Genomic DNA, 20,909 nt, shown 5'->3' with positions numbered 1-20,909 from the left:
GTGAGCTCGTTCGCCGACCAGACCTTCACGCCTCCGGAGCTGATCCGGAACTTCTGCATCATCGCCCACATCGACCACGGCAAGTCCACCCTGGCCGACCGCATGCTGCAGCTCACCGGTGTGGTCGAGGAGCGGGCCATGCGCGCCCAGTACCTCGACCGGATGGACATCGAGCGCGAGCGCGGCATCACGATCAAGGCGCAGAACGTGCGGCTGCCGTGGCAGGTCGACGGGCAGAACCATGTCCTGCACCTCATCGACACCCCTGGCCACGTCGACTTCACGTATGAGGTGAGCCGGGCGCTGGAGGCGTGCGAAGGGGCGATCCTGCTCGTCGACGCCGCGCAGGGCATCGAGGCCCAGACTCTCGCCAACCTCTACCTGGCGCTGGAGAAGGACCTCACGATCATCCCGGTCCTCAACAAGATCGACCTGCCCGCCGCCGATCCCGACCGCTATGCGGCGGAGATCGCCCATATCGTGGGCTGCGAGCCCGGTGACGTGCTGCGGGTGAGCGCCAAGACCGGGCTCGGCGTGCGTGAGTTGCTCGACGAGGTGGTCCGGCTGGTTCCGGCGCCGGTCGGCGACGCGGATGCCCCGGCCAGGGCGATGATCTTCGACTCGGTCTACGACACCTACCGCGGCGTCGTCACCTACATCCGCGTGGTCGACGGGAAGATCACCCCGCGCGAGCGCATCAAGATGATGTCCACCGGCACCACCCACGAGCTGCTCGAGGTGGGCATCGTCTCGCCGGATCCCAAGCCGAGCGTCGGGCTCGGGGTCGGCGAAGTGGGCTACCTGATCACCGGCGTGAAGGACGTTCGCCAGTCGAAGGTGGGCGACACCGTCACGAGCCAGCGGGGCGGCGCCACCGAACCGCTCACCGGCTACCGCGAGCCCCGGCCCATGGTCTACTCCGGGCTCTACCCGGTGGACGGCTCGGAGTACCCGGACCTGCGCGAGGCGCTGGACAAGCTGCAGCTCAACGACGCCGCGCTCACCTACGAGCCGGAGACGTCGGCCGCGCTGGGCTTCGGCTTCCGCTGCGGCTTCCTCGGGCTGCTGCACCTGGAGATCACCCGCGACCGGTTGGAGCGCGAGGCCGGCCTGGACCTCATCTCCACCGCGCCGAACGTGGTGTACCGGGTGATCAAGGACGACGGCACCGAGATGACGGTGACCAACCCATCGGACTGGCCGACGGGCAAGGTCGCGCAGGTCTTCGAGCCGGTCGTCAAGGTGACGGTCCTGGCCCCGTCGGAGTTCATCGGCACGATCATGGAGCTGTGCCAGGGCAGGCGTGGCCAGCTCGGCGGGATTGACTACCTGTCGGAGAGCCGGGTCGAGCTGCGCTACACGATGCCGCTCGCGGAGATCATCTTCGACTTCTTCGACGCCCTGAAGTCGCGCACACGCGGCTACGCGAGCCTCGACTACGAGGAGGCGGGCGAGCAGGAGGCCGACCTGGTCAAGGTCGACATCATGCTCCAGGGAGAGCCGGTTGACGCGTTCTCGGCGATCCGCCACAAGGACGACGCCTACTCCTACGGCACGGCAATGACCACGAAGCTGCGCGAGCTGATCCCGCGCCAGCAGTTCGAGGTGCCGATCCAGGCGGCGATCGGGTCGCGGATCATCGCGCGCGAGAACATCCGGGCGATCCGCAAGGACGTGCTCGCCAAGTGCTACGGCGGCGACATCACCCGCAAGCGCAAGCTGCTGGAGAAACAGAAGGAGGGCAAGAAGCGGATGAAGACCATCGGACGGGTCGAGGTGCCGCAGGAGGCCTTCGTGGCGGCGCTGTCCACCGACTCCGCGGGCGACGCGAAGTCCGGGAAGAAGTAGCACCTCCCCCCGAGTTCGGGCCCTGAATACTGATCGTCGCTGATCAACGATCAGCCTACGATGGGCGCCATGACGGATGCGCCGGTGTTCCCCGGCGGGGGATCACCGGGCGTCGCGGGGCTCGTGCTGGTGCTCGTGCTGCTTGTCGGGGTGGTCGCCGGACGCACGAAACGGCGGTGGGCGCTGTTGCTCACCGGGCTGCTCGGGGTGCTGGTGTTCGGTGTCCTTGTCATCGCGGTGGCCGGGGCTCCCGATCCGGCGGTTCCCGGCGATCGGGCTGCCGAGATGACGGCGTTCTATACCGTGGTGGTGCCGCTCCTCGTGGCGTTTGCGGCTGGATGGCTGTGCGGGAGGGCCGGCTGGATCCAGCGTGTGGTCGTGGTCGGGGTGGCGGCGCTGATCGTCGCGGCGTTCCCGTATACCGCAGCGGGCCGGATCACGGCCGACACATTGCCCGGTGCGCCGGTCGGAGTGCCGGGAGGAGAACAGGGGGGACCGTGATGACGACATCGACCGCGCCGGGGGAAGGCCGTGTCGAGTCCGTGAACCTGGCCGTCGTGCGCACCGGCGAGTGGACGATGCAGAAGGGGCGATCCGGCATCGACAAGCGCCCCGTGGATCGCTCGGTGCTGCTCGCCGCCGACGGCGTCGAAGGCGACACCATCTGTGATCTCGAGCACCACGGTGGGCCCGACCAGGCCGTCTACGCCTATTCGTGTGACGACCTGGCGTTCTGGACGGCCGAGCTCGGACAGCCGCTGTCGCCGGGCGCGGTCGGGGAGAACCTCACCCTCTCCGGGGTGGACTGTTCCGGAGCCGTGGTGGGCGAGCGCTGGCAGGTCGGCGCCGCCGTGCTCCAGGTGCGCGGTCCACGCATCCCGTGCCGGGTGTTCGCCGGGTTCCGCGGCGTGCCCGACCTGGTGAAGCGTTTCATCGCTGCAGGAAGGCCGGGCGCGTACCTGGCCGTCCTACAGCCCGCAGCGGTGAAGGTGGGCGACACCGTGCGTGTGGTCGACCGCCCCGCCCACGGCGTCACCGTGGCCCACATCCTGGCGGCACGCACCGGCGAGCGAAGTCTCCTGCCGCAGGTGGCAACCGCCCGCGAGCACCTAGGTGCTCGTGGACGAGCTTGGCTGGACAGGACGCTCGAAGTGACGAGGACCTGATCGGGGCTGTTGGGGAAGCGGTGGGGCGGGGAGACGGTCGATGGGGGGAGGCTTGCGGGGGGCGAGGGGTCTGATCAGGCTGTGACGCCCTGGCTTGCCAGGGCCTCGAGGAGTTCGGCGAGCTGGGCACGTTCGGGCGTGTGGGGGGAGCCGAGTGCTTCACCTGCGCGGCGTTCCACTCGCCCGCAGACCCGCTCGACCACTGCCCGTCCGTCCCCCGCGAGGTGGACCAGGACGCGGCGGCGGTCTACCGGATCAGTGCGCCGGTAGGCCAGCTTGGCAGCGACCAACCGATCCACGACGCGGGTTGCCGTGGGCGCCGGCAGAGCAGTGTGCGAGGCGATCTCGCCCATGCTCCGGCCGCCGCCACGGGCCAGCATCAGCAGCACTCGCCAGCCGTCACGGCTGACGCCCTCCGCCGAGGTGACCGGTGACAGCGCGGCAGCAACCGCACGGTCCAACCGGTCGAGTAGCTCGACCAGACCTGTCACTCGTGGCACCGGGATGTACACGGACCCCGGCGCCATTCGACTTGGTGGCTCAGACACGGTTACTTACTGTACGTCCTGAGAGGGCCAAGCGGGTCTCTCAGAAACCACTTGCCGTAGACGAGCGGCTGATCCAACGCGACGGATGGCGTCATCGACGGAAGACGATCTTGCCGGAAGTGTCTCCTTCGAGCATTGCCCGGAACCCCTCTTCTGCCCGTTCCATCGGCAGCTCGAGCCCGATTTCGGGGCTGATTCCCGCGTTGGAGACGAAAGTGAGCAGGTCGGAGAGCTCTCCCCGGGTGCCCATGGTCGAGCCGATGACGCGCAGCTGGAGGAAGAAAAGCCGCTGGAGATCTGCTCCAGGATTGGGACCGCTCGTCGATCCGCTGACCACGACCACCCCACCGGGCTTGAGTGCCCGCATCGAGTGTGACCACGTGGCGTCACCGACAGTCTCGAACACGGCGTCGACGCGCTCGGGCAGCCGCTCCCCCGACGGGAACGTGGCGTGCGCCCCGAGCTTCTCCGCCACCGCCCGCTTCTCCTCCGTGCGACCGGTGACCCAGACCCGCATCCCGGCCGCGCTGCCGAGCTGTACCAGGGCCGTGGAGACGCCACCGGAGGCTCCCTGCACGAGCATCGTCTGGCCCGGCCGCAGGCCCGACTTCACGAACAGCATCCGGTAGGCGGTGAGCCAGGCCGTGCCCATGACCGCCGCCTGCGGCGCCGTGAGGTTCTCGGGCTTCGGCAGGACATTGCGCTTCGGGACGACCACGGTGTCGGCGAACGTGCCCTGGTGCTTCTCGGTGAGCAGCGAGCGCTTCGGGTCGAGGGTCTCGTCGCCGAACAGCGAGGCGTCCCCGATCACCGAGTGCAGCACGACCTCCGTGCCGTCCTCGAGCGTGCCGGCCCCGTCGCAGCCGAGGATCATCGGGAACTGCTCGGGCTTGATTCCGACGCCGCGCAGCGTCCAGAGGTCGTGCATGTTGAGGCTCGCGGCGGAGACACGGACGGCCACCCAGCCGTCGGGAACCTCGGGCTCGGGGCGCTCGCCCACGGTCAGGGAGTCGAGGGGAGCATCGGCATTGGGCTCTGCGGCGTAGACGGCGAACATGCCACGGAAACTAGTCGCATCGGTGAGCCGCTACCGTGTGGATGCGGAGACAGGGAGAAGGTGAGCTGATGTTGCGCGCAGTGGCCGACTGGTGGGATGCCGTCGAGCTGTGGATCACCCAGCTCCCGTTCCCGATGCAGGTGGTGCTCGCCATCCTCGTGGTGCTGCCGCTCTGCTGGGGCACAGCTGCCGGTGTGGACCGCCTGGTCGACCTCGCAGCCGCCCAGCTGGGGCGCGACCGTACGAACGGCCCGTCGGCCCGCTAGGAACGCACGGGAGTGCCGTTCGTCCGGCCGCCGTCGGTCCAGCTGAGCCGTGCCACCGCGGCGATCGCGGGGAGCACCTCGGAGCAGCCGCCGTCCACCAGCACGTCAGCGAGGTCGTCGCCCCTGGTCCGACCGCGGTTGACGATCACCACGGGCGTTCCGATCTTGCGCGCGTGCCGCACGAAACGCAGCCCGGACATCACCGCGAGCGAGCTGCCCGCGACGAGCAGTGAGCCCGCCGCGTCGACCATCGCGTAGGCCCGCGCCACGCGATCCCGCGGGACGTTCTCGCCGAAGAAGACGACGTCGGGCTTGAGCGCGCCGCCACAGCCCGCGCATTCGGCGAGCCGGAACCCGTCGGTGGCCTCGAGTGCCGCGTCACCGTCGGGGGCGGTCTCGACGCTCTCGCCTGCCGCCTCGACGAAACCCGGGTTGAGCGCGGCGAGGCGGCCCTGGAGCTCGTCGCGCGGGCTGCGCCGGCCACACCCGAGACACACGACGTCGGCGATGCAGCCGTGCAGGTCGATCAGTGTGCGGCTGCCGGCGGCGGTGTGGAGCCCGTCGACGTTCTGCGTGATGAGCCCGTGCAGGGCGCCTGCGCGTTCCAGCTCGGCGAGCGCGTGGTGGCCCGGGTTGGGCTCGGCGCGGGCCATCCGGGCCCAGCCGACGTGGCTACGGGCCCAGTAGCGGCGCTGGGCGTGTTCCCCGGAGACGAACTCCTGGTAGGTCATGGGGCTGCGCCGGGGGGAGCCGGGGCCGCGGTAGTCGGGGATGCCGGAGTCGGTGGAGAGCCCCGCGCCCGTGAGCGCCACCACCGGTCTCTTGGCGAGCACGCCCAGCGCCCGGTCCAGCGCCTCGTCCAGAGCCTTGCCGGGGGTGTCAGGGGCCCCCTCCAGCACGTCCACGTGACCAGGCTAACCGTCGGCTGCAGCGGCCCCGGCTGTCGCGTTCGTGCAATACCGGGGTGCGGGCATCGCGGGAGATTGACGACATGGACAGTGCCGATCACCTCAGCCGGAGCATCGACCTCGCGGTCGCCGCGATCACGGGCGCAAGCCTCGCCCGGTACGACGATCCCTCCCCGTGTTCCGACTACAGCGTCCGCGAGGTGGTCAACCACCTCGCGTTCGGTTTCCTGCTGGCCCACCGCTCGGCCACCAGGCAGGCCTGGGACTCGTCCTGGACGGCCGCGGACCGCACGCCCTACCTCCAGGGACGTCCGGAGAGCGAGTGGGCGCAGGCGTGCGTGGAGGAGGCCGCGGCCGCGGCGCAGGCGTGGGCCGCACCGTCGGCGTGGGAGGGCGAGTCGCAGATGGGCGGCTCCCCGATGCCCGCGGCGATGATCGGTTCGATCATGACGTCGGAGTTCGTGGTGCACGCCTGGGACCTCGCCGTCGCCACCGGGCAGCCGTTCCACGTGCCGTCCGGCCTCGACCAGGTGGTGCTCGACGGCGTCGAGGCGATGGCGCCGATGGGACGCGAAGGCGGCTGGTTCGGCGCCGAGGTCACGGTGGCCGCCGACGCGCCGGTGTTCGAGCGGGCACTCGCAGCGTCGGGTCGCGACCCGCGCTGGACCCCGGCGGGCTGATCGTCGAGCCGCGCCCTGGCGCGCCCTAATGCACCCAGGAGGGCGCGCGCTTCTCCGCGAACGCCCGCATCCCTTCCTGGCCCTCCTCGCCGGCGAAGAAGCGGGCCGAGAGCTCCTGCATCTCGGCGAGCTGGTCGGTCAACGCGGCCGGCCGCTCGTGGCGCAGCATCTCCTTGGTGGCCGCCAGCGCGCCCGGGGCCCCCATCCGCAGGGCCTCGGTGTAGCGGTGCACCTCGGCGTCCAGCGCCGCGGCAGGCACGGCGGTGTTGATCAGGCCGATCTGGGCGGCGCGGGTGGCGTCGAAGGTCTCGCCGGTGAGAAACAGCTCGTGCGCGGCGCGCGGCAGGAGGCGCGGGAGCACGGTGACCGAGATGACCGCCGGGACGACGCCGATGCGCACCTCGCTGAACGCGAACGTGGCGTTCTGGGCGGCCACGGCGATGTCGCACGCCGCCACGAGCCCGACGCCTCCGGCCCGGGCCGGACCGGTCACCCGCGCGAGCACCGGGGTGGGCGACGCCCAGATCCGTTCCAGGATCGCGGGGAACTCGTTGATGCCCTGGTTCTGCGCTCCCGCCCCGCGGGACTCCTTGAGGTCCATCCCCGAGCAGAACACCCGGCCGGTGTGGGTGAGCACGATCACCCGCACCCCGCCGTCCGCGATGGCCGTGTCGAGGTGCGCCAGTAGCTCCCGGCGCACCTGTGCGGAGAGCGCGTTGCGGTTGGCGGGGGAGTCCAGCGTGATTGTCGCGACGCCCGCGGCGACGTCGAGGTGCACCAGCTCGTCGGTCATGCTGGGACGGTATCCGGCTCGCCCGCGGACTCGGCGTACGCGCGGGCCTGCAACGTGAACAGCTCGTGGTAGGTGCCGCCGTGCGCCATCAGCTCGTCATGGCGACCGTGCTCGATCAGCCTGCCCTGTTCCAGCACCAGGATCTGGTCGGCGTGGCGGACGTTGGCCAGCCGGTGCGTGACGAGCACGGTGATGCGCTGCGCACCCGCCCCGGAGCGTCCGTGCAGCGTGCCGAAGACGGCATGTTCGGCGCGGGCGTCGAGGGCTGCGGTCGGCTCGTCGGCCACCACCAGCGGGGCGTCGCGGTACAGGCCACGGGCCACCGACAACCGCTGCCACTGTCCACCTGAGAGGTCCCGCCCGGTCTGGAACTGCCGCGAGAGCACGGTGGTCCAGCCTTCCGGGAGGTCGGCCACGACGGTGTCGGTGCCCGAGAGCCGGGCGGCCGTGGTGAGCTGCTCCGAGTCGGGGTCCGCCTGTTCCAGCCGCCCGATCCGGACGTTGTTCTCTGCGGTCATCGGCCAGCGCACGGGTTCCTGCAGCACGACCGCCACCCGGTCGTGCAGCGCGCGGGTGGCCACGGCCGCCGTCTCGATCCCGTTCCAGGTGACGCTGCCCGCGGTGGGGAGATAGAGGCCGGTCATCAGCTTCGCGAGGGTCGACTTGCCGGAGCCGTTCTCTCCCACCAGCGCGATCACCTCGCCGCGGCGCACCGTGACGTCGATGTCGGACAGTGCGTCCTCGTCCTGGCCGGGATAACGGAACGACGCCCCGGTCAGCGTGATCACCTCGGGGTCGCCGCGCAGTTCGCTGACCGGCTGATCCCGGCGTCGGCTTGCCGCGTCGGCGACCGCGACGCGGAACAGGTCGACGAAGTACGTGGCTTCGTAGAGGTGGTTGGCCTGGTAGATCATGTTGGAGACCGACTGCGAGGCGGTGCGCATGGCCAACGCGGCCGCGCCGGCCAAGGCCAGCTCGAGGATCCCGAAGTAGATCAGCAGCGCGAGCACGAGGTACGCCACGGCGGTGCCGACACCCGAGAGCGAGCGCCCTACGAGCTGAACGAGGGTCCGGTCGCGGGCGAGGCGGACGGCATCGCGGGTGATCTCGTCGGAGATGCGCCGGTGCTCGCGCAGCAGCACCTCCTGCGTGGTGAACGCCCGTACCTCGGCCGCCTCGTCCCGTCCGGTGATCAGGCCGCTCGTCACCCCGAGGCGCCTGCGCCGTGAGCTCATGCGCACGAAGGACTCGAACATCAGCCGTGCCGAGCGGATCGAGGCCCAGCCCTGCGGCAGCGCGGCGAGCAGCACGACCGGTGCCAGCAGCGGGTGCAGCAGCCCGGCCGTGATCACGGCCGCGCCCACCGACACGAGAGAGGCGAGCAGATCGCCTGTGTCACCCACGACGTGCCGCATGCGGTCCGGGCCGTGGGTGGTGGCCCGTTCGACGAGCTCGGCGAAGTCCGGATCGTCGAAGGCCGCGAGCTCCACCTCGATCACCGCGGCGTGCAGCATGTCCTGCGCCCGCTGCTCGACGCGGGGCACGAGCGCTCCGGAGGACGCCGCGACAGCAGCGTCCAGCAGGCCACGGATCGCGGCCGCCGCCACCACCACGGCGAGCGCAGGTAGCGCTGACACCACGCGCTCCGGGGTGGGCCCCTGCTCCAGCAGCCTCGTGAAGACGTTCGCCGTGGCCAGCAGCCCGAACGCCGTGACCACGCCTGCGAGCAACTGGAGAACCCCGGTGGTGACGGTGAGCGGGGGCGACGTCCGCCATGCCCAGCGTGCCGCCAGCAGAGCTGTACGCGGTGCGGTGCGCGCCACGGCGAGCCACCCGGCGTTCGCCGCCGACTCGAAGCCTCGTGCCCATGGCGGCGTGCCGATGTCGTCGACCCCGATCAGCGGAGCAGGCTCCGGCGTTTTCCCCACGCGATCCCCCCATCACGCTCGGTGCCCTCATGCTTCCGGACCGGAGTCGTGACGGGGAGCGAATTCAGGCGAAGCGGTCCCGCAGGTACGCGGCGGTGGCGTCGTCCGCGGGGAAGAAGCTCTCGATGGCCACCTCTTCCAACGTCACGTCGAGCGGCGCGCCGAGCACGGCGACCGTGCTGAAGAGCGTGAGCTCCTGATCGGGGTGGCGCAGCCGCAGCGGCAGCACGATCCGGTCGCGCGGCTGTGCCGTCGGGTCGAGCCCGGCGTCCCGGCAGTACCCGACGAGCTCACCGAGCAGCGCACGCAGCCCCGTGGAGGCCGCCCGCTCCGCCTGCCGGCGCACCCGCGACACGAGGTGCGCGGCGTACTCCTCCAGGTCGGCGACGTGCGGCGCGAGCCCGCGCGGATGCAGACTCACCCGCGCGACGTTCACGGGCGGGATCATGAGCTCGGGGTCGACGAGGTCGGTAAGCAGCGCGATCGCCCGGTTGGCCGCGATGAGGTTCCACATGCCGTCGACGAGGACGGCCGGATAGGGCTCCTGACCGTCGAGGATCCGGCGCAGCGAGCGCTGCACCTCACCCAGTTCCGCATCGTCGAGGCCGTGCTGGGAGTAGGCCGGGGCGTACCCGGCCGCGATCATCAGCTCGTTCCGTCCGCGCAGTGGCACGTCCAGCTCCTCCGAGAGGTGCAGCACCATGTCCCGGCTCGGCTTCGACCGTCCGGTCTCCAGGAAGCTCAGGTGCCGGGCGGACACGTCGGCCTGGATACCGAGGTCGAGTTGGGTCAGCCGGCGGCGCTGACGCCAGTCGCGCAGCAGCGCGCCGAACGCGGTGCCGGTGGTTGTCGCGGCGGTCATGGCAGGCACGCTAGCGGCGCCGGTGGGGCTGATCGATAACGTCCGGGGTAATGGACCGGCGGCCATGACCGCGACAGTCTCACCGAGTGACCGGATCACTCGAAACTGGCGAACCCACCGCGCTGATGCACCGCCTGATGCCCTTCACCGCCCTGCTCGGCGCCACCGCGCTGCGCGCCGAACCGCAGGAGGTGGCTCTGCGGCTGGACTGGGACGAGTCCCGGTGCACAACCGCCGGGCTGCTCCACGGTGGAGCGCTGATGGCCCTCGCCGATGCCGCGGGGGGCTGGTGTGCCTTCCTCAACCTGCCCGACGGCGCGACGGGCACCGCCACCGTCACGTCGGCGACGAACTTCCTGCGCCCCGTCACGTCAGGGCATGTCGAGGCCGTGGCCCGCGTGCTGCACCGAGGCCGCACCACGATCATCGTCGACACGGAGGTGCGCGACGCGGCCGGGAAACTCGCGGCGCGGGTGACACAGACTCAGGCGGTGCTGCGCTGAGCCCCTGCGTGATCGGCGGGGCCCAGCGCATCGCCTGTACGTGAGACGGGTCAGGCGGGCACGGCGGTGCGCGCCTCCTTGGCGTCGCGCCTGGCCACCTCGGCACGCACGAGCGGGATCACCTCGCGGCCGAACTCCACGGCGTCGGCGAGCAGGTCGTAGCCGCGGGCGGACAGGATCCGGACGCCGAGGTCGTAGTAGTCCAGCAGCGCCGCGGCCACCGTCTCCGGCGTGCCCACGAGCGCTGTGGAGTTACCGGCCCCGCCGGTGGCCTTCGCCGTGACGGTCCAGAGTGCGCGGTCGAAGCGCTCGCCCTGCGCGGCCACCTCCAGCAGCCGTTGCGAGCCCGCGTTCTCCGGGTCCGACAGCTTGTGGCGGCGGGTCAGCTGTGCCGTGCCGCCCTTCGTCCGGTCCTGGATGCGGGCAACGGTGGCGTAGGCCTTCTCCCAGGCCTCCTCCTCGGTGCGGCCGAGGATCGGGCGGAACGCCACCTGGAACGTCGGGACCGGGCGACCCGCCGCACGGGCGAGCTCGCTGATCGTCGCGATCTGCTGGGCCGTGCCGGCGAGCGGCTCGCCCCACAGCGCGTAGATGTCGGCCTCCTCGGCCCCGACCTTGTAGGCCGCGGGGGAGGAACCGCCGAAGGAGATGCGCGGGCGGGGCTTCTGGGCGGGCTCGACGTCCAGCACGAAGTCGCTGAAGTCGTAGTGCTCGCCGTGGAAGTCGAACGGCTCGCGTGACGTCCAGGCCTTCTTGAAGATCTGGATGGCCTCGCGGGTGCGGTCGTAGCGCTGGTCCTTGGGCAGGGTGTCGCCCTCGCGCTGCTGCTCGTGGTCGTTGCCGCCGGTGATCACGTGCAGTGTGAGCCGCCCGTCGCTGATCTGGTCGAGCGTGGCGACGGTTTTCGCGGCGAAGGTGGGGTAGGAGACATTCGGCCGGTGGGCGAGCAGGAGTTGCAGCCGCTCGGTGTGGGTGGCGATGAGCGCGGCGGCCTGAGCGGGGTCCGGGCTGCCGGAGCTGTACGCCGTGAGCACCCGGTCCCAGCCGCTCTCCTCGTGGGCGCGGGCGAGGGCGAGCGTGTAGTCCTTGTCGAACGCGGGGCCGGTGCGCGGTGTCGTCTCCGTGCCGTTGTTGGTGGCGCCGATGCCGAGGAACTCGACGGGCATGGTGGTCCTTCCGGGTGAATGGGATGCGGGCTGGGGGCTCAGTGGCCCGGACAGGCCGCCGACCACACCCGGCCGAGGTCGATGTGTGCTCGCGTCACCAGGGGAACCCGGATGGTCACGTCCTCCACTGCAGCACCGCGGAGTGGGTCCGTCAACAAGACTTCGAACCGGTCACACGGGATGAAGCACTGCCGGCGTGCCGGCCGACGGGCAGGATGGTCGGGTGCCGGATCCCCGCCCCCCGGACGCCCGTGTGGGCGACGCCCGGAGCCCCGTGTTGCTGCACGTCCCGCATGCCGGCACAGAGATCCCTTCGTGGACGCGGCCGCACCTCGTGCTCGACGACGACGAGCTCGCGTCCGAGCTGGCCGCACTGACCGACCACCACACCGACCTGATCGCGACCGTCGCAGCGGAGCGGGCACGGGTGCGGCCCTGGGTGCTCGTGAACCGGGTGTCGCGGTTCGTGGTCGACCCGGAGCGGTTCCCGGACGAGCGGGAGGAGATGGCCGGGGCCGGCATGGCCGCCGTCTACACGCGCGGCACCCGCGGCCAGCCCGTCCGTGCGGACGATGCGGCGCATCGGGACCTGCTGCTCGCCGCCTACTACACGCCGTGGGCCGCCGCGGTGCGGGCCGCGGTGGACGACCGGATCGAGGCCACCGGACGCGCCGTGCTCGTGGACGTCCACTCCTACTCCACGGCACCGCTGCCCTACGAGCTGCACGCCGACGGCCCGCGTCCGGCGGTGTGCCTGGGCACCGACCCCGTGCACACGCCGTCGTGGCTCGTCGCGGCGGCGGAGACGGCGTTCGCCGCGATCGGGTCGGTCGCGGTGAACTCCCCGTTCGCCGGCACCTACGTCCCCCTCGCGCATTACGGCACCGACCCGCGGGTGCTCTCGATCATGATCGAGATCCGCCGGGACGGGTACATGGACGAGCCGGGGGGCGCTCCCACTCCGGGCGCAGCTCGGGTGGCCGCCGCACTCGCGGACCTCGTCGACGCGGCCATGAAGTCCGGGACGTGACGCGAGACCGGTTCACTGGCCGTGCTGGATGCACCGATCTACAGTCGAGGTATGGGGTTCCAGCTGTCGCGTCGGTGGCACGTGGACCTGTGCCGCACCAGCGCAGCTCTCTGAGAGGCAGGCCCGGACCGTCTTCCGTCCGCCTGCCGAGAGGAACCCTTTGTGACGTCCGCGATCGCGATCGTCGGCGCGGGACCGCGGGGCGTCGGCCTGCTCGAACGCCTCGGCGCGAGCATCCCCGAGCTGCTCCCTGCCACCTGCTGCGGGGCAGATGTCGACGTGCACCTGATCGATCCGTACCCGGCGGGTGCCGGGCGGATCTGGCGCCACGAGCAGTCCCCGTTGCTGGCCATGAACTCGATGGCGGCCGACGTCACCATGTTCACCGACGACACCGTCGTCTGCGACGGGCCGATCCGGCCGGGCCCCTCGTTCTGGGACTGGGCGCAGGACCTGCGCGCGAGCGGTGACCCGGACGTGCTCGGCCCCGAACTGGCAGCCGAGCTGCGCGCCGTCACGGCCTCGACCTTCCCGAGCAGGCGGCTGCAGAGCGCGTACCTGAGCTGGGTGCTGGATGAGGTGATCGCCGGGTTGCCCCCGGGTGTGCGGGTGCACATCCACCGCACCCGGGCGGTCGAGCTGACCGAGGAGGGCGAGACGCAGGCCGTGCACCTGGAGGACGGCTCGGCCCTGCATGTCGACGCGGTCGTGCTCGCCTCAGGGCACCTCGACGCAACGCCCACCGACGAGGAGCTCGCGCTGGTGGCCCGGGCCACCGGGCTCGGACTGCGCTACCTGCCGCCCGAGCAGACCACCGACTCCGACCTGTCGGTGATCGAGCCGGGGGAGACGGTGATCGTCCGCGGCATGGGGCTCGCGTTCGTCGACCTCATGGTGCTGATCTTCGAGGGCCGCGGTGGCCGGTTCGAGCCGACGGGCCCCGGCGAGGACACCCTGCGCTACATCCCGTCGGGCGCCGAACCACGGCTGGTCGCGGGCTCGCCACGCGGAGCGCCCTACCACTCCAAGACCCACTACGAGCTGCGCGCCGGACGTCCACCGCTGCCGCGATTCCTCGGACCGGCCGAGATCGACCCGCTGATCGCCGAGGGCGGTCCTGTCGAACTGCTGCCGCAGGTGTGGCCGCTGATGGCCAAGGAGATCGGCTGGGGCTGGTACCACGAGCTGTTCCTCGGCCACCCCGACCGCGTCCGGCTTTCCTGGGACGAGTTCGCCGCCCGGTACGCCGAGCTGGAGTGGGGCACTCCGGAGATGGACGAGCTGCTCGCCGCCGCCGTGCCCGGCCCCGTCGACAGGATCGACTTCGCCGCTCTCGACCGCCCGCTCGACGGGCTGCACGCCCCCGACCTCGCCACCCTCCAGCCGCTCGTGCAGGAGCGGATAGCCGAGGACCTGCGCCAGCACGTCGACCCGGCGCACACCCCGCACCTGGGCGCCTTCGTCGCGATGCTCTCCGTGTACGGGCAGGTCGGGCGCATGGTCGGCGCAGGCGCGCTCTCCGGGCGCTCGCAGGCGTTCGACCTGAGCTGGTGGCAGGGCTTCTTCAACTCCGTCGCGAGCGGGCCCCCCGGATTCCGCGTGCGTGAGCTGCTGGCCCTCGCCCGGGCGGGGTTCGTCCAGTTCCTCGGCGCCGGGATGTGGGTGGACATCGCCGACGGCGTCTTCCACGCGGGCAGCGCGACGCTTCAGGACGCGCCGCCGGTCACGTCCACCGTGCTCGTCGATGCCCGGCTGCCCCACGCCAGCGCCGCACGCACCGTCGACCCGCTGGTGGCCGGCCTGATGCGCAGCGGTGCCGCCAGCGAACTCGAGCTCGTCGACGCCGACGGCACCGTCCTGCGCAACACCGGTCAGCTCCGCGTGCGTCCGTCCGACGGTGCGTTGATCGATGCGTCGGGTGCGGTGCACCCGCACCGCTTCGCGGTCGGCCCGCACACCGCCGTGAAGCTGGCAGGTGCGTTCACACGACCGGGGATGAACTCGCAGAGCCTGCGCTACAACGACGCCGTGGCACGCGCGGTGCTGCGCAGCCTCCCGAACAGCGCGGCAGAGGCCTCCGCGGCATAGGACCGACGGCCGTCACGGCGGGGCCACGGCCACGCGGGCCCCGCCGGTCCGATCAGGTGGCGCCCAGTGCCGGGTGACGGTGCAGGGCGCTGCGGGCCATCGCGAGCTCGTGTGCCACCTCAGCGGCGATGAGCTCGGCGTGCAGAGCGGCCTTCTGCCTGTCGCACGATTCCTGCAGCGCGAGTGCCCGGTGCCTGCGGACCAGGTCTTCGAGCGAGTCGAGCAGGCGGTCGGCGACGCTCGGACGGACGGACTCGCCTGCGGGTGGGGACGCGGACCCGGACGCGGAAGGGGACATCGTTGCCTCCTGGAGATGGAAGTCGGACGGGACGGATCGACGGCCCGTCCGACAGAGCGCGCTCGCGTGGTGGGCCAGATCCCGATCCCATCGCCTCGTGAGCGACGACGACCGGGTTGAGGGGGGCACCGGTACCCCTACGCGGCGGTTTTCGCGATTGTGGCGATCAGCTGGTCCTCCTCGCCGACGATCGCTCCAGCGGCGCTCACCGCCGCTCTGCTATCGATATTGCCATCGATCGACGCTTCGCCGACGGCCTCGCCGAAGCGCACGTCGGGCGGCGGATATTGGTCGTTGCGCGGTTCGGTCATATCCACGGTTGTCCGTCCTGTCGCCGGAATCGCAGCTCGGCGCACCACGCGCCGCCGGAGGGGCCGATCAGGACGGACAACACGTGCTGGGGATGCGGCAGAAGTCGATGTGCCTGCGCCGGGCGAACGCCGGCGCTCCGATCGACCGCCGCGCCATCACGTCGCCGAGGCGAGCCCTCGGGCCCGCAGGACGCGGCGCTCCAGCGGCCGGAACGCCAGGAGCTCGATACCGATGCCGACGAGCAGGATCAGGAAGATCGCCGCGATCACCCCGGGCATGCTGTTGAAGTCGCTGCCCTCCTTGAGGTAGGCGCCCAGCCCGATGCCCAGCTGCGGTGACGTGGCGATGATCTCGGCCGCCATCAGCGAGCGCCAGGAGAACGCCCAGCCCTGCTTGCAGCCGGAGATGTAGCCCGGCAGCGCCGCGGGCAGAAGGATCAGCCGCGCCGAGTCGATCCGCCCGGCGCCCATCACCTGACCCACGCGCGGCAGGATCGGCGGGATCTGGTCGATGCCGGAGACGAGGCCGTTGGCGATCGAGGGGACGGCGCCGAGCAGCACCACGAAGTAGATGGTGGTGTCGGTCAGCCCGAACCAGAGGACGGCTGCGGGCACCCAGGCGACCGACGGCAGGCTCTGCATGCCGGCCAGCAGCGGACCGATCGCCGCCCGCACCACGGGGACCTTCGCGACGAGGAGCCCGAGCGGCGTGGCGATCACCACGGAGGCGAGGAACCCGAGCACCGCGCGGTGCAGCGAGACCCACACGATGCTCCAGATGCTGCCGTCGACGACCGTGCCGGCGAACTCGTGCCAAACCGCGAGCGGGGCGGGCAGCTGATACTCCGGGTAGATCGCCGACGCCCAGACGGCCTGCCACACGGCGAAGAACAGGGCGATCGCGACCAGCGGCGGCAGCCCCGTCGCCAGCACCCGCCGGAGCACCGGCTTGCGCGCCTCGGTGGGGGTGTCGAGCGCGTCGAGCCCTGCCCCGACCGCGGCGGTGTCGGGGCGGGAGACGACCTCAGGCACGGCCATGCGTCGAGATCACCTCCCGGAGCCTGGCCGTGATCTCCTCGGTGAGCTCCTCGCGGTCGGCGCCGTCGGCGTCGAGATCCCACTCGCGCACGACGGTGCCCGGCCGGGACGACAGCAGCACCACCCGCTGCCCGAGCCGGACGGCCTCACGGACGTCGTGGGTCACGAACAGCACGGCTGTGCCGGTGGCCTGCCAGATCCGCTGCAGCTCACCCTGCAGGAAGTCGCGGGTGATGGCGTCGAGCGCGGCGAACGGCTCGTCCATCAGCAGCAGCCCGCCCTCGGGGGCGCCCGTGCCGTTCGAGGTGGCGGCGAGTGCGCGGGCCAGCGCGACACGCTGGCGCATGCCGCCCGACAGCTCGTGGGGGCGCTTGCGCGCCTGACCGCCCAGACGGACGAGGTCCAGCAGTTCGGCCGCCCGGGTGCGCCGTGCAGAGCGCCCGACCCCGGCGAGCCGCAACGGAAGCTCCACGTTGCGGCCTGCATCGAGCCACGGCAGGAGGGCAGGCTCCTGGAACATGACCGCCGGCCGGCCGCTGTCGACCGTCACGGTGCCGGACGTGGGCTGGTCCAGCCCGGCGACCAGGTTGAGCAGAGTGCTCTTGCCGCAGCCGGACGCCCCGAGCAGCACCACGAACTCACCCGGCCGCACCCGCAGGTCGACGTCGGTGAGCGCGGTGACCGTCTCCCTTCCGCGGCCGAAGACCTTCCCGACGCCCGTCAGGTCGACGGCCGCCCCGTGCTGGACGCCGACGGCACGATCGAGGATGGCGGTCATGAGTTGCCTCCGGGCTTGTCGAGTCCGGCCGCGTCCACAGCGGGCTTGCCGGCGGCCTGCAGTTCGGCGTTCAGCGGCGCGACATCGATGAAGCCGGCCAGATCAGTGGGCTGCTCGGTGATCCCCGCCGTCACGCTGTCCTGTGCGAGCTGCGGGAACGTCGAGGCCAGCGGGTCGGGATCGAGCGTGATGTTCTCGAAGGCGCGGTCGATCACCGGCCCGGCGAGCGCGCTGCCTGCGAGCTTCTCCAGGCCCTGGTTGACGATCGTCTTGGCCTGTGCGGGATCCCGCTGCTCGAGGTCGATCGCCTTCAGGTGGGCCCGCAGGAGCGCACGCACGGTCTCCGGGTACTTCTGCAGGAAATCCGCACGGACGAGCAGCACCGTGGTGGGGAAGCGCCCGTTCGGCCAGAGGGTGCTCTCGTCGACCAGCACCGTCGCGCCGGCGTCAAGCACGAGCCGCGAGCTCCACGGCTCGGGGAGCCAGCCGCCGTCCACGCTGCCCTGGCGGAACGCGTCGAGGGTGCGGGGGTTGTCCAGGTTGGCGATCTTCACGTCGCCCGGACCATCGCCCGCGGTGAGCCCGTTCTTCTTCAGCCACACCTTCAGGGCGATGTCCTGGGTGTTGCCGAGCTGCGGGGTGGCGATCGTGCGGCCCTTGAGCTGCTCGGGACTGGTGATCTCGGGCCTCACGACGAGCTGGGCGCCGCCCTCGGTGGCGCCTGCGATGATGCGCACCTGGCCGTCGGACTTCGCGAAGGCGTTGATCGCCGGGCCGGAGCCGATGTAGGTGGCGTCGAGCGAGCCGCCGAGCAGCGCGTTGACCGCGTCGCCGCCGGCGTTGAAGGTCTGCGGCGTGAGCGTGGTGCTGCCCAGCTCAGCGGTGAACAGGCCCTGTTCCACGCCGATGATCGCCGGAGCGTGAGTGACGTTGGGGAAGTAGCCGAGTCGTACCTCCTGCGCCTTCCCGCCGTCGACGGGTGCCGCCGCGGTGCCGGAGTCAGGGCGGTCGGCCCTCGAGCAACCGGTGGCGGCGAGCAGGGCCATGACGATCACGGCCGATAGCAGGGCGGAGGCGCGGAGCCGGGGCATCGGATGGAGTCCTGTTCTGCATGGGGGTGCCCGGCCAGTGCGCGGGCGGGGACACGCGTGCTGACGGCGCGCGGGATCGCGGCGGCTGATCAGCGGGGGGCGTGGAGGTTCAGCGACAGAACTCGTCGAAGGCGTGGCCGCGGCGCGACGGCCAGAACCTCTCGAGATCGGTGAAGAGCAGGTTCGACATGGCCGCCAGTCGGGCACGCCGGGACGCGGCGCGGCCCTGCGGGCACTCCTGCGTCGACCTCACCCCACCATCGTGCGTCGCCGCCCGGCGGAGGACAACAAGGTGTCCGAGCAGCGGGAAGAGCCCAAAATGTCCGGACACGTGAATCACTGGATGAGCGCGTTCCGGAGCCGTGGTGCTGTCATGCGCCCGCGTCGGCAGCAGTACGGCTCCAAGGTGCGGGGGGTTAGCCTGCGGCACGGGAGGCGGCGGGGGTTTGTGCTGACGCGTATCTCTTGGTCACCAGGGTTGCCACTGCTGGGTGCGCCGCTAGTGGGCCCGCCAGCAGCACGTCCGGGCCTGCGGCGTGGGCGGCTCGGGCGATCGCGTCCGGGAGCAGGCCCGGGGCGAGGATCCACTGCGCCACCGCCACCCGCTCCGCTCCCTGCTTGCGGAGGGCGGCGATCGCCTGCGGCACCGTCGGTTCCGTTGCGGTCGCGAACGCCGCCGTGGCGCCTGCCCAGCCGAACTTCCGGTGCCAGCCGTCGGCGACCTGCGCCACCGCGGCGTTGGCCGGTGCGTGCGAGGAGCCGATCGCGGCGAGCACGACACCCAGCCCAGGGTCGTCGAGCGGTCCTGCGACGGCGGTGAGGCGATCCAGCGCGGCGGTCTCCAGCAGTGGGCTGCCGCCGAGGACGCCGGCCGTCGTGATGTGGAGCTGCGGGTGCCGTCGGGCGGCGCGAGCGACCTCGCCGGGGACGTCGACCCTGGCGTGGAAGGCATGACCGAGCAGCAGCGGGACGACCACCGCGGCCCGGTGGCCCTCGGCGGCGACCCCGGCGAGCACGTCCGGCAACCGGGGCGCGGACAGGTCGAGGAAGCTCACGCGCACGTCGAGATCCGGGCGCTGCCGGCGCACCTCGTCGGCGAGCGCTGCCACCGTGGCAGCCGACCGCGGGTCGCGGCTGCCGTGCGCGACCGCGACCAGCACGGGAGCCTGCCCCCCGGCGTCGGCCGGTTCGGGCCGCAGGGCGGCGCGGGACCGGCGGACGAGGACGGGCTGGAGCGGCACGACCTTACCCCGCTAGCGACAGCGGATGGCCGACCAGGCCCGCCGCGAGCGTGTTGCCGGTGGGCGGGTCGATGAGCAGGAAGCTGCCGGTGGCGCGGATGTCCGCGTACTCGTCGACGGGGAGCTGGTCGGCCGTGCGCAGCGCGACTCGCGCGATGTCGTTGATGCCAAGCTGCTCGGGCGCGTCCACGTAGGACACGGTCTCGGTGTCCAACCGCTCGCCGAGCGCGCCGACGATCACCTGGGTGGTGCGCGCACCGTGCTTGAGCAGCAGCCGGGCCCCCGGCCGCAGCGGCTTGTCGGCCAGCCAGCACAGCGTGGCGTCCAGCTCGTTGATCAGCCGCGGCGGAGCGGTGGCCGAGGCGAGCAGGTCGCCGCGGGAGATGTCGATGTCGTCCTCCAGCAGCACCGTGACGCTGCGCCCGGCACCGGCGGCGTCGAGCGGCCCGTCCGCCGTGTCGACGCGAGCGACCCTGGTGCGGGCACCGCCGGGCAGCACCACGACCTCGTCACCCGGCCGCACCGTGCCGGCCGCCACCTGACCCGCGTAGCCGCGGTAGTCGTGCAGGTCCTCGGTTCTGGGCCGGATCACGTACTGCACCGGCATGCGGAACGGCGCCGCCACCTCCGGCCCCGCCACCGGAACCGACTCCAGGTGCCCGAGCAGCGTCGGCCCGTCGTACCAGGGGGTGCGCGCCGAGCGTTCGACGACGTTGTCGCCGACGAGCGCCGACACCGGGATCGTCACGACGGCGTCGTCGGCGAAGCCGAGCGAACGGGCGAGCCCGGCGAAGTCCTTGGCGATCGCGGCGAGCACGGCCTCGTCGTAGTCGACGATGTCGATCTTGTTGATGGCCAGAACGAGCCGCGGCACCCGCAGAAGGGCGAGCACGGCGGCGTGCCGACGGGTCTGCTCGACCACGCCGTGGCGGGCGTCGACGAGCAGCACCGCGAGCTCCGCGGTGGACGCGCCGGTCACCGTGTTGCGGGTGTACTGCACGTGGCCCGGCGTGTCGGCGAGCACGAACTCGCGGGTCGGCGTGCCGAAGTAGCGGTAGGCCACGTCGATCGTGATGCCCTGCTCGCGCTCCGCGCGCAGCCCGTCCACCAGCAGCGACAGGTCGGGGGCGGAGAGCCCCTTGTCGACCGACGCGCGCTGAACGGCCTCGATCTGGTCGGCCAGCACCGACTTGGTGTCGTAGAGCAGGCGCCCGACGAGTGTCGACTTCCCGTCGTCGACGCTGCCGGCGGTGGCGAAGCGGAGCAGATCCCGAGCTCTGCCGTGTGATTCGCTCGTGACCTCGCTCAT

23 protein-coding genes are annotated in these 20,909 nt (G+C 71.6%); 8 read left to right on the top strand and 15 right to left on the bottom strand.

Annotated features, from left to right (window positions below; all coding sequences use genetic code 11):
* The 3 genes from lepA (at nucleotide 1) to ACQPZQ_RS36230 (ending at nucleotide 3,014) form a co-directional block, all read left to right on the top strand.
* Nucleotides 1-1,848 (top strand): translation elongation factor 4, encoded by a 1,848-nt coding sequence (gene lepA, locus ACQPZQ_RS36240; protein ID WP_433288504.1) that lies wholly within the window; start codon nucleotides 1-3, stop codon nucleotides 1,846-1,848.
* 69 nt (nucleotides 1,849-1,917) lie between these two features.
* Nucleotides 1,918-2,349, top strand: a complete 432-nt coding sequence (locus ACQPZQ_RS36235; RefSeq protein ID WP_433288502.1) for a hypothetical protein — start codon at nucleotides 1,918-1,920, stop codon at nucleotides 2,347-2,349.
* Complete coding sequence (locus ACQPZQ_RS36230) at nucleotides 2,349-3,014, top strand: MOSC domain-containing protein (protein ID WP_433288500.1); 666 nt, start codon at nucleotides 2,349-2,351, stop codon at nucleotides 3,012-3,014. Before ACQPZQ_RS36235 ends, ACQPZQ_RS36230 begins: the two co-directional genes overlap by 1 nt.
* Before the next feature lie 74 nt (nucleotides 3,015-3,088).
* Here ACQPZQ_RS36230 and ACQPZQ_RS36225 read toward each other — a convergent pair whose 3' ends face one another.
* Both ACQPZQ_RS36225 and ACQPZQ_RS36220 read right to left on the bottom strand, forming a co-directional pair.
* Entirely contained in the window at nucleotides 3,089-3,505 is a 417-nt protein-coding gene (locus ACQPZQ_RS36225; RefSeq protein WP_241037769.1) for a MarR family winged helix-turn-helix transcriptional regulator, read from the bottom strand.
* Between the two features lie 148 nt (nucleotides 3,506-3,653).
* Nucleotides 3,654-4,619: a zinc-binding dehydrogenase gene (locus tag ACQPZQ_RS36220; protein WP_433288497.1), complete on the bottom strand. Its 966-nt coding sequence runs from the start codon at nucleotides 4,617-4,619 to the stop codon at nucleotides 3,654-3,656.
* Nucleotides 4,620-4,687: 68 nt separating this feature from the next.
* On the opposite strand from ACQPZQ_RS36220, the gene ACQPZQ_RS36215 reads away from it, so the two are divergent.
* Nucleotides 4,688-4,885 carry a hypothetical protein gene (locus ACQPZQ_RS36215; protein WP_241037774.1) on the top strand — a complete coding sequence of 66 codons (198 nt, stop codon included), beginning with the start codon at nucleotides 4,688-4,690 and terminating at the stop codon, nucleotides 4,883-4,885.
* Here ACQPZQ_RS36215 and ACQPZQ_RS36210 read toward each other — a convergent pair.
* On the bottom strand, nucleotides 4,882-5,784 hold the full coding sequence (locus tag ACQPZQ_RS36210) for an NAD-dependent protein deacetylase (protein WP_433299523.1): 903 nt from the start codon (nucleotides 5,782-5,784) through the stop codon (nucleotides 4,882-4,884). The genes ACQPZQ_RS36215 and ACQPZQ_RS36210 overlap by 4 nt on opposite strands.
* A gap of 92 nt (nucleotides 5,785-5,876) precedes the next feature.
* On the opposite strand from ACQPZQ_RS36210, the gene ACQPZQ_RS36205 reads away from it, so the two are divergent.
* Nucleotides 5,877-6,473, top strand: a complete 597-nt coding sequence (locus ACQPZQ_RS36205) for a TIGR03086 family metal-binding protein (protein WP_433288495.1) — start codon at nucleotides 5,877-5,879, stop codon at nucleotides 6,471-6,473.
* A gap of 25 nt (nucleotides 6,474-6,498) precedes the next feature.
* On the opposite strand, the gene ACQPZQ_RS36200 is transcribed toward ACQPZQ_RS36205, so the two are convergent.
* The 3 genes from ACQPZQ_RS36200 to ACQPZQ_RS36190 all read right to left on the bottom strand — a co-directional run bounded on the left by ACQPZQ_RS36200 (nucleotide 6,499) and on the right by ACQPZQ_RS36190 (nucleotide 10,056).
* Nucleotides 6,499-7,266 (bottom strand): enoyl-CoA hydratase-related protein, encoded by a 768-nt coding sequence (locus ACQPZQ_RS36200; protein ID WP_433288493.1) that lies wholly within the window; start codon nucleotides 7,264-7,266, stop codon nucleotides 6,499-6,501.
* A complete protein-coding gene (locus ACQPZQ_RS36195) occupies nucleotides 7,263-9,194 on the bottom strand; it encodes an ABC transporter ATP-binding protein (protein ID WP_433288491.1) in 1,932 nt (643 codons plus the stop codon). Before ACQPZQ_RS36195 ends, ACQPZQ_RS36200 begins: the two co-directional genes overlap by 4 nt.
* Before the next feature lie 64 nt (nucleotides 9,195-9,258).
* A complete protein-coding gene (locus ACQPZQ_RS36190; protein WP_433288489.1) occupies nucleotides 9,259-10,056 on the bottom strand; it encodes a helix-turn-helix domain-containing protein in 798 nt (265 codons plus the stop codon).
* A 125-nt stretch (nucleotides 10,057-10,181) separates the two neighbouring features.
* On the opposite strand from ACQPZQ_RS36190, the gene ACQPZQ_RS36185 reads away from it, so the two are divergent.
* Entirely contained in the window at nucleotides 10,182-10,559 is a 378-nt protein-coding gene (locus ACQPZQ_RS36185) for a PaaI family thioesterase (RefSeq protein ID WP_433299521.1), read from the top strand.
* Nucleotides 10,560-10,609: 50 nt separating this feature from the next.
* Here the strand turns inward: ACQPZQ_RS36185 and ACQPZQ_RS36180 are convergent, their stop codons facing one another.
* Nucleotides 10,610-11,725 carry an LLM class flavin-dependent oxidoreductase gene (locus ACQPZQ_RS36180; protein WP_433288487.1) on the bottom strand — a complete coding sequence of 372 codons (1,116 nt, stop codon included), beginning with the start codon at nucleotides 11,723-11,725 and terminating at the stop codon, nucleotides 10,610-10,612.
* Nucleotides 11,726-11,948: 223 nt separating this feature from the next.
* Between ACQPZQ_RS36180 and ACQPZQ_RS36175 the strand changes: the two genes are divergently transcribed.
* Nucleotides 11,949-12,755, top strand: a complete 807-nt coding sequence (locus ACQPZQ_RS36175) for an N-formylglutamate amidohydrolase (protein WP_433288485.1) — start codon at nucleotides 11,949-11,951, stop codon at nucleotides 12,753-12,755.
* A gap of 162 nt (nucleotides 12,756-12,917) precedes the next feature.
* Nucleotides 12,918-14,843, top strand: a complete 1,926-nt coding sequence (locus ACQPZQ_RS36170) for an FAD/NAD(P)-binding protein (protein WP_433288483.1) — start codon at nucleotides 12,918-12,920, stop codon at nucleotides 14,841-14,843.
* A 52-nt stretch (nucleotides 14,844-14,895) separates the two neighbouring features.
* Here ACQPZQ_RS36170 and ACQPZQ_RS36165 read toward each other — a convergent pair whose 3' ends face one another.
* The 8 genes from ACQPZQ_RS36165 to ACQPZQ_RS36130 all read right to left on the bottom strand — a co-directional run bounded on the left by ACQPZQ_RS36165 (nucleotide 14,896) and on the right by ACQPZQ_RS36130 (nucleotide 20,909).
* On the bottom strand, nucleotides 14,896-15,141 hold the full coding sequence (locus ACQPZQ_RS36165; protein ID WP_433288481.1) for a hypothetical protein: 246 nt from the start codon (nucleotides 15,139-15,141) through the stop codon (nucleotides 14,896-14,898).
* A gap of 137 nt (nucleotides 15,142-15,278) precedes the next feature.
* Nucleotides 15,279-15,458: a hypothetical protein gene (locus tag ACQPZQ_RS36160; protein WP_433288479.1), complete on the bottom strand. Its 180-nt coding sequence runs from the start codon at nucleotides 15,456-15,458 to the stop codon at nucleotides 15,279-15,281.
* A gap of 150 nt (nucleotides 15,459-15,608) precedes the next feature.
* Nucleotides 15,609-16,490, bottom strand: a complete 882-nt coding sequence (locus ACQPZQ_RS36155; RefSeq protein WP_433288477.1) for an ABC transporter permease — start codon at nucleotides 16,488-16,490, stop codon at nucleotides 15,609-15,611.
* Complete coding sequence (locus ACQPZQ_RS36150; protein ID WP_433288475.1) at nucleotides 16,477-17,268, bottom strand: ABC transporter ATP-binding protein; 792 nt, start codon at nucleotides 17,266-17,268, stop codon at nucleotides 16,477-16,479. The genes ACQPZQ_RS36155 and ACQPZQ_RS36150 overlap by 14 nt, the downstream gene beginning before the upstream one ends.
* Nucleotides 17,265-18,359 carry an ABC transporter substrate-binding protein gene (locus ACQPZQ_RS36145; RefSeq protein WP_433288473.1) on the bottom strand — a complete coding sequence of 365 codons (1,095 nt, stop codon included), beginning with the start codon at nucleotides 18,357-18,359 and terminating at the stop codon, nucleotides 17,265-17,267. The genes ACQPZQ_RS36150 and ACQPZQ_RS36145 overlap by 4 nt, the downstream gene beginning before the upstream one ends.
* A 109-nt stretch (nucleotides 18,360-18,468) precedes the next feature.
* Entirely contained in the window at nucleotides 18,469-18,612 is a 144-nt protein-coding gene (locus tag ACQPZQ_RS36140; protein ID WP_433288471.1) for a hypothetical protein, read from the bottom strand.
* A 163-nt stretch (nucleotides 18,613-18,775) separates the two neighbouring features.
* Nucleotides 18,776-19,558 (bottom strand): sirohydrochlorin chelatase, encoded by a 783-nt coding sequence (locus tag ACQPZQ_RS36135; RefSeq protein WP_433299519.1) that lies wholly within the window; start codon nucleotides 19,556-19,558, stop codon nucleotides 18,776-18,778.
* 46 nt (nucleotides 19,559-19,604) lie between these two features.
* On the bottom strand, nucleotides 19,605-20,909 hold the full coding sequence (locus tag ACQPZQ_RS36130; protein WP_433288469.1) for a sulfate adenylyltransferase subunit 1: 1,305 nt from the start codon (nucleotides 20,907-20,909) through the stop codon (nucleotides 19,605-19,607).

This window comes from Pseudonocardia sp. CA-142604, from assembly GCF_050948475.1.
Taxonomy (GTDB): domain Bacteria; phylum Actinomycetota; class Actinomycetes; order Mycobacteriales; family Pseudonocardiaceae; genus Pseudonocardia; species Pseudonocardia alaniniphila.
This window is presented reverse-complemented; position numbering and strand designations above follow the sequence as displayed.

What these genes read in the sequence shown, in the direction of transcription:
- ACQPZQ_RS36235 (WP_433288502.1), top strand. Translation starts at nt 1,918, where the DNA reads ATGACGGATGCGCCGGTGTTCCCCGGCGGGGGATCACCGGGCGTCGCG.
- ACQPZQ_RS36230 (WP_433288500.1), top strand. Translation starts at nt 2,349, where the DNA reads ATGACGACATCGACCGCGCCGGGGGAAGGCCGTGTCGAGTCCGTGAAC.
- ACQPZQ_RS36220 (WP_433288497.1), bottom strand. Translation starts at nt 4,619, where the DNA reads ATGTTCGCCGTCTACGCCGCAGAGCCCAATGCCGATGCTCCCCTCGAC.
- ACQPZQ_RS36215 (WP_241037774.1), top strand. Translation starts at nt 4,688, where the DNA reads ATGTTGCGCGCAGTGGCCGACTGGTGGGATGCCGTCGAGCTGTGGATC.
- ACQPZQ_RS36205 (WP_433288495.1), top strand. Translation starts at nt 5,877, where the DNA reads ATGGACAGTGCCGATCACCTCAGCCGGAGCATCGACCTCGCGGTCGCC.
- ACQPZQ_RS36200 (WP_433288493.1), bottom strand. Translation starts at nt 7,266, where the DNA reads ATGACCGACGAGCTGGTGCACCTCGACGTCGCCGCGGGCGTCGCGACA.
- ACQPZQ_RS36190 (WP_433288489.1), bottom strand. Translation starts at nt 10,056, where the DNA reads ATGACCGCCGCGACAACCACCGGCACCGCGTTCGGCGCGCTGCTGCGC.
- ACQPZQ_RS36185 (WP_433299521.1), top strand. Translation starts at nt 10,182, where the DNA reads ATGCACCGCCTGATGCCCTTCACCGCCCTGCTCGGCGCCACCGCGCTG.
- ACQPZQ_RS36180 (WP_433288487.1), bottom strand. Translation starts at nt 11,725, where the DNA reads ATGCCCGTCGAGTTCCTCGGCATCGGCGCCACCAACAACGGCACGGAG.
- ACQPZQ_RS36165 (WP_433288481.1), bottom strand. Translation starts at nt 15,141, where the DNA reads ATGTCCCCTTCCGCGTCCGGGTCCGCGTCCCCACCCGCAGGCGAGTCC.
- ACQPZQ_RS36155 (WP_433288477.1), bottom strand. Translation starts at nt 16,490, where the DNA reads ATGGCCGTGCCTGAGGTCGTCTCCCGCCCCGACACCGCCGCGGTCGGG.
- ACQPZQ_RS36150 (WP_433288475.1), bottom strand. Translation starts at nt 17,268, where the DNA reads ATGACCGCCATCCTCGATCGTGCCGTCGGCGTCCAGCACGGGGCGGCC.
- ACQPZQ_RS36145 (WP_433288473.1), bottom strand. Translation starts at nt 18,359, where the DNA reads ATGCCCCGGCTCCGCGCCTCCGCCCTGCTATCGGCCGTGATCGTCATG.
- ACQPZQ_RS36130 (WP_433288469.1), bottom strand. Translation starts at nt 20,909, where the DNA reads ATGAGCGAGGTCACGAGCGAATCACACGGCAGAGCTCGGGATCTGCTC.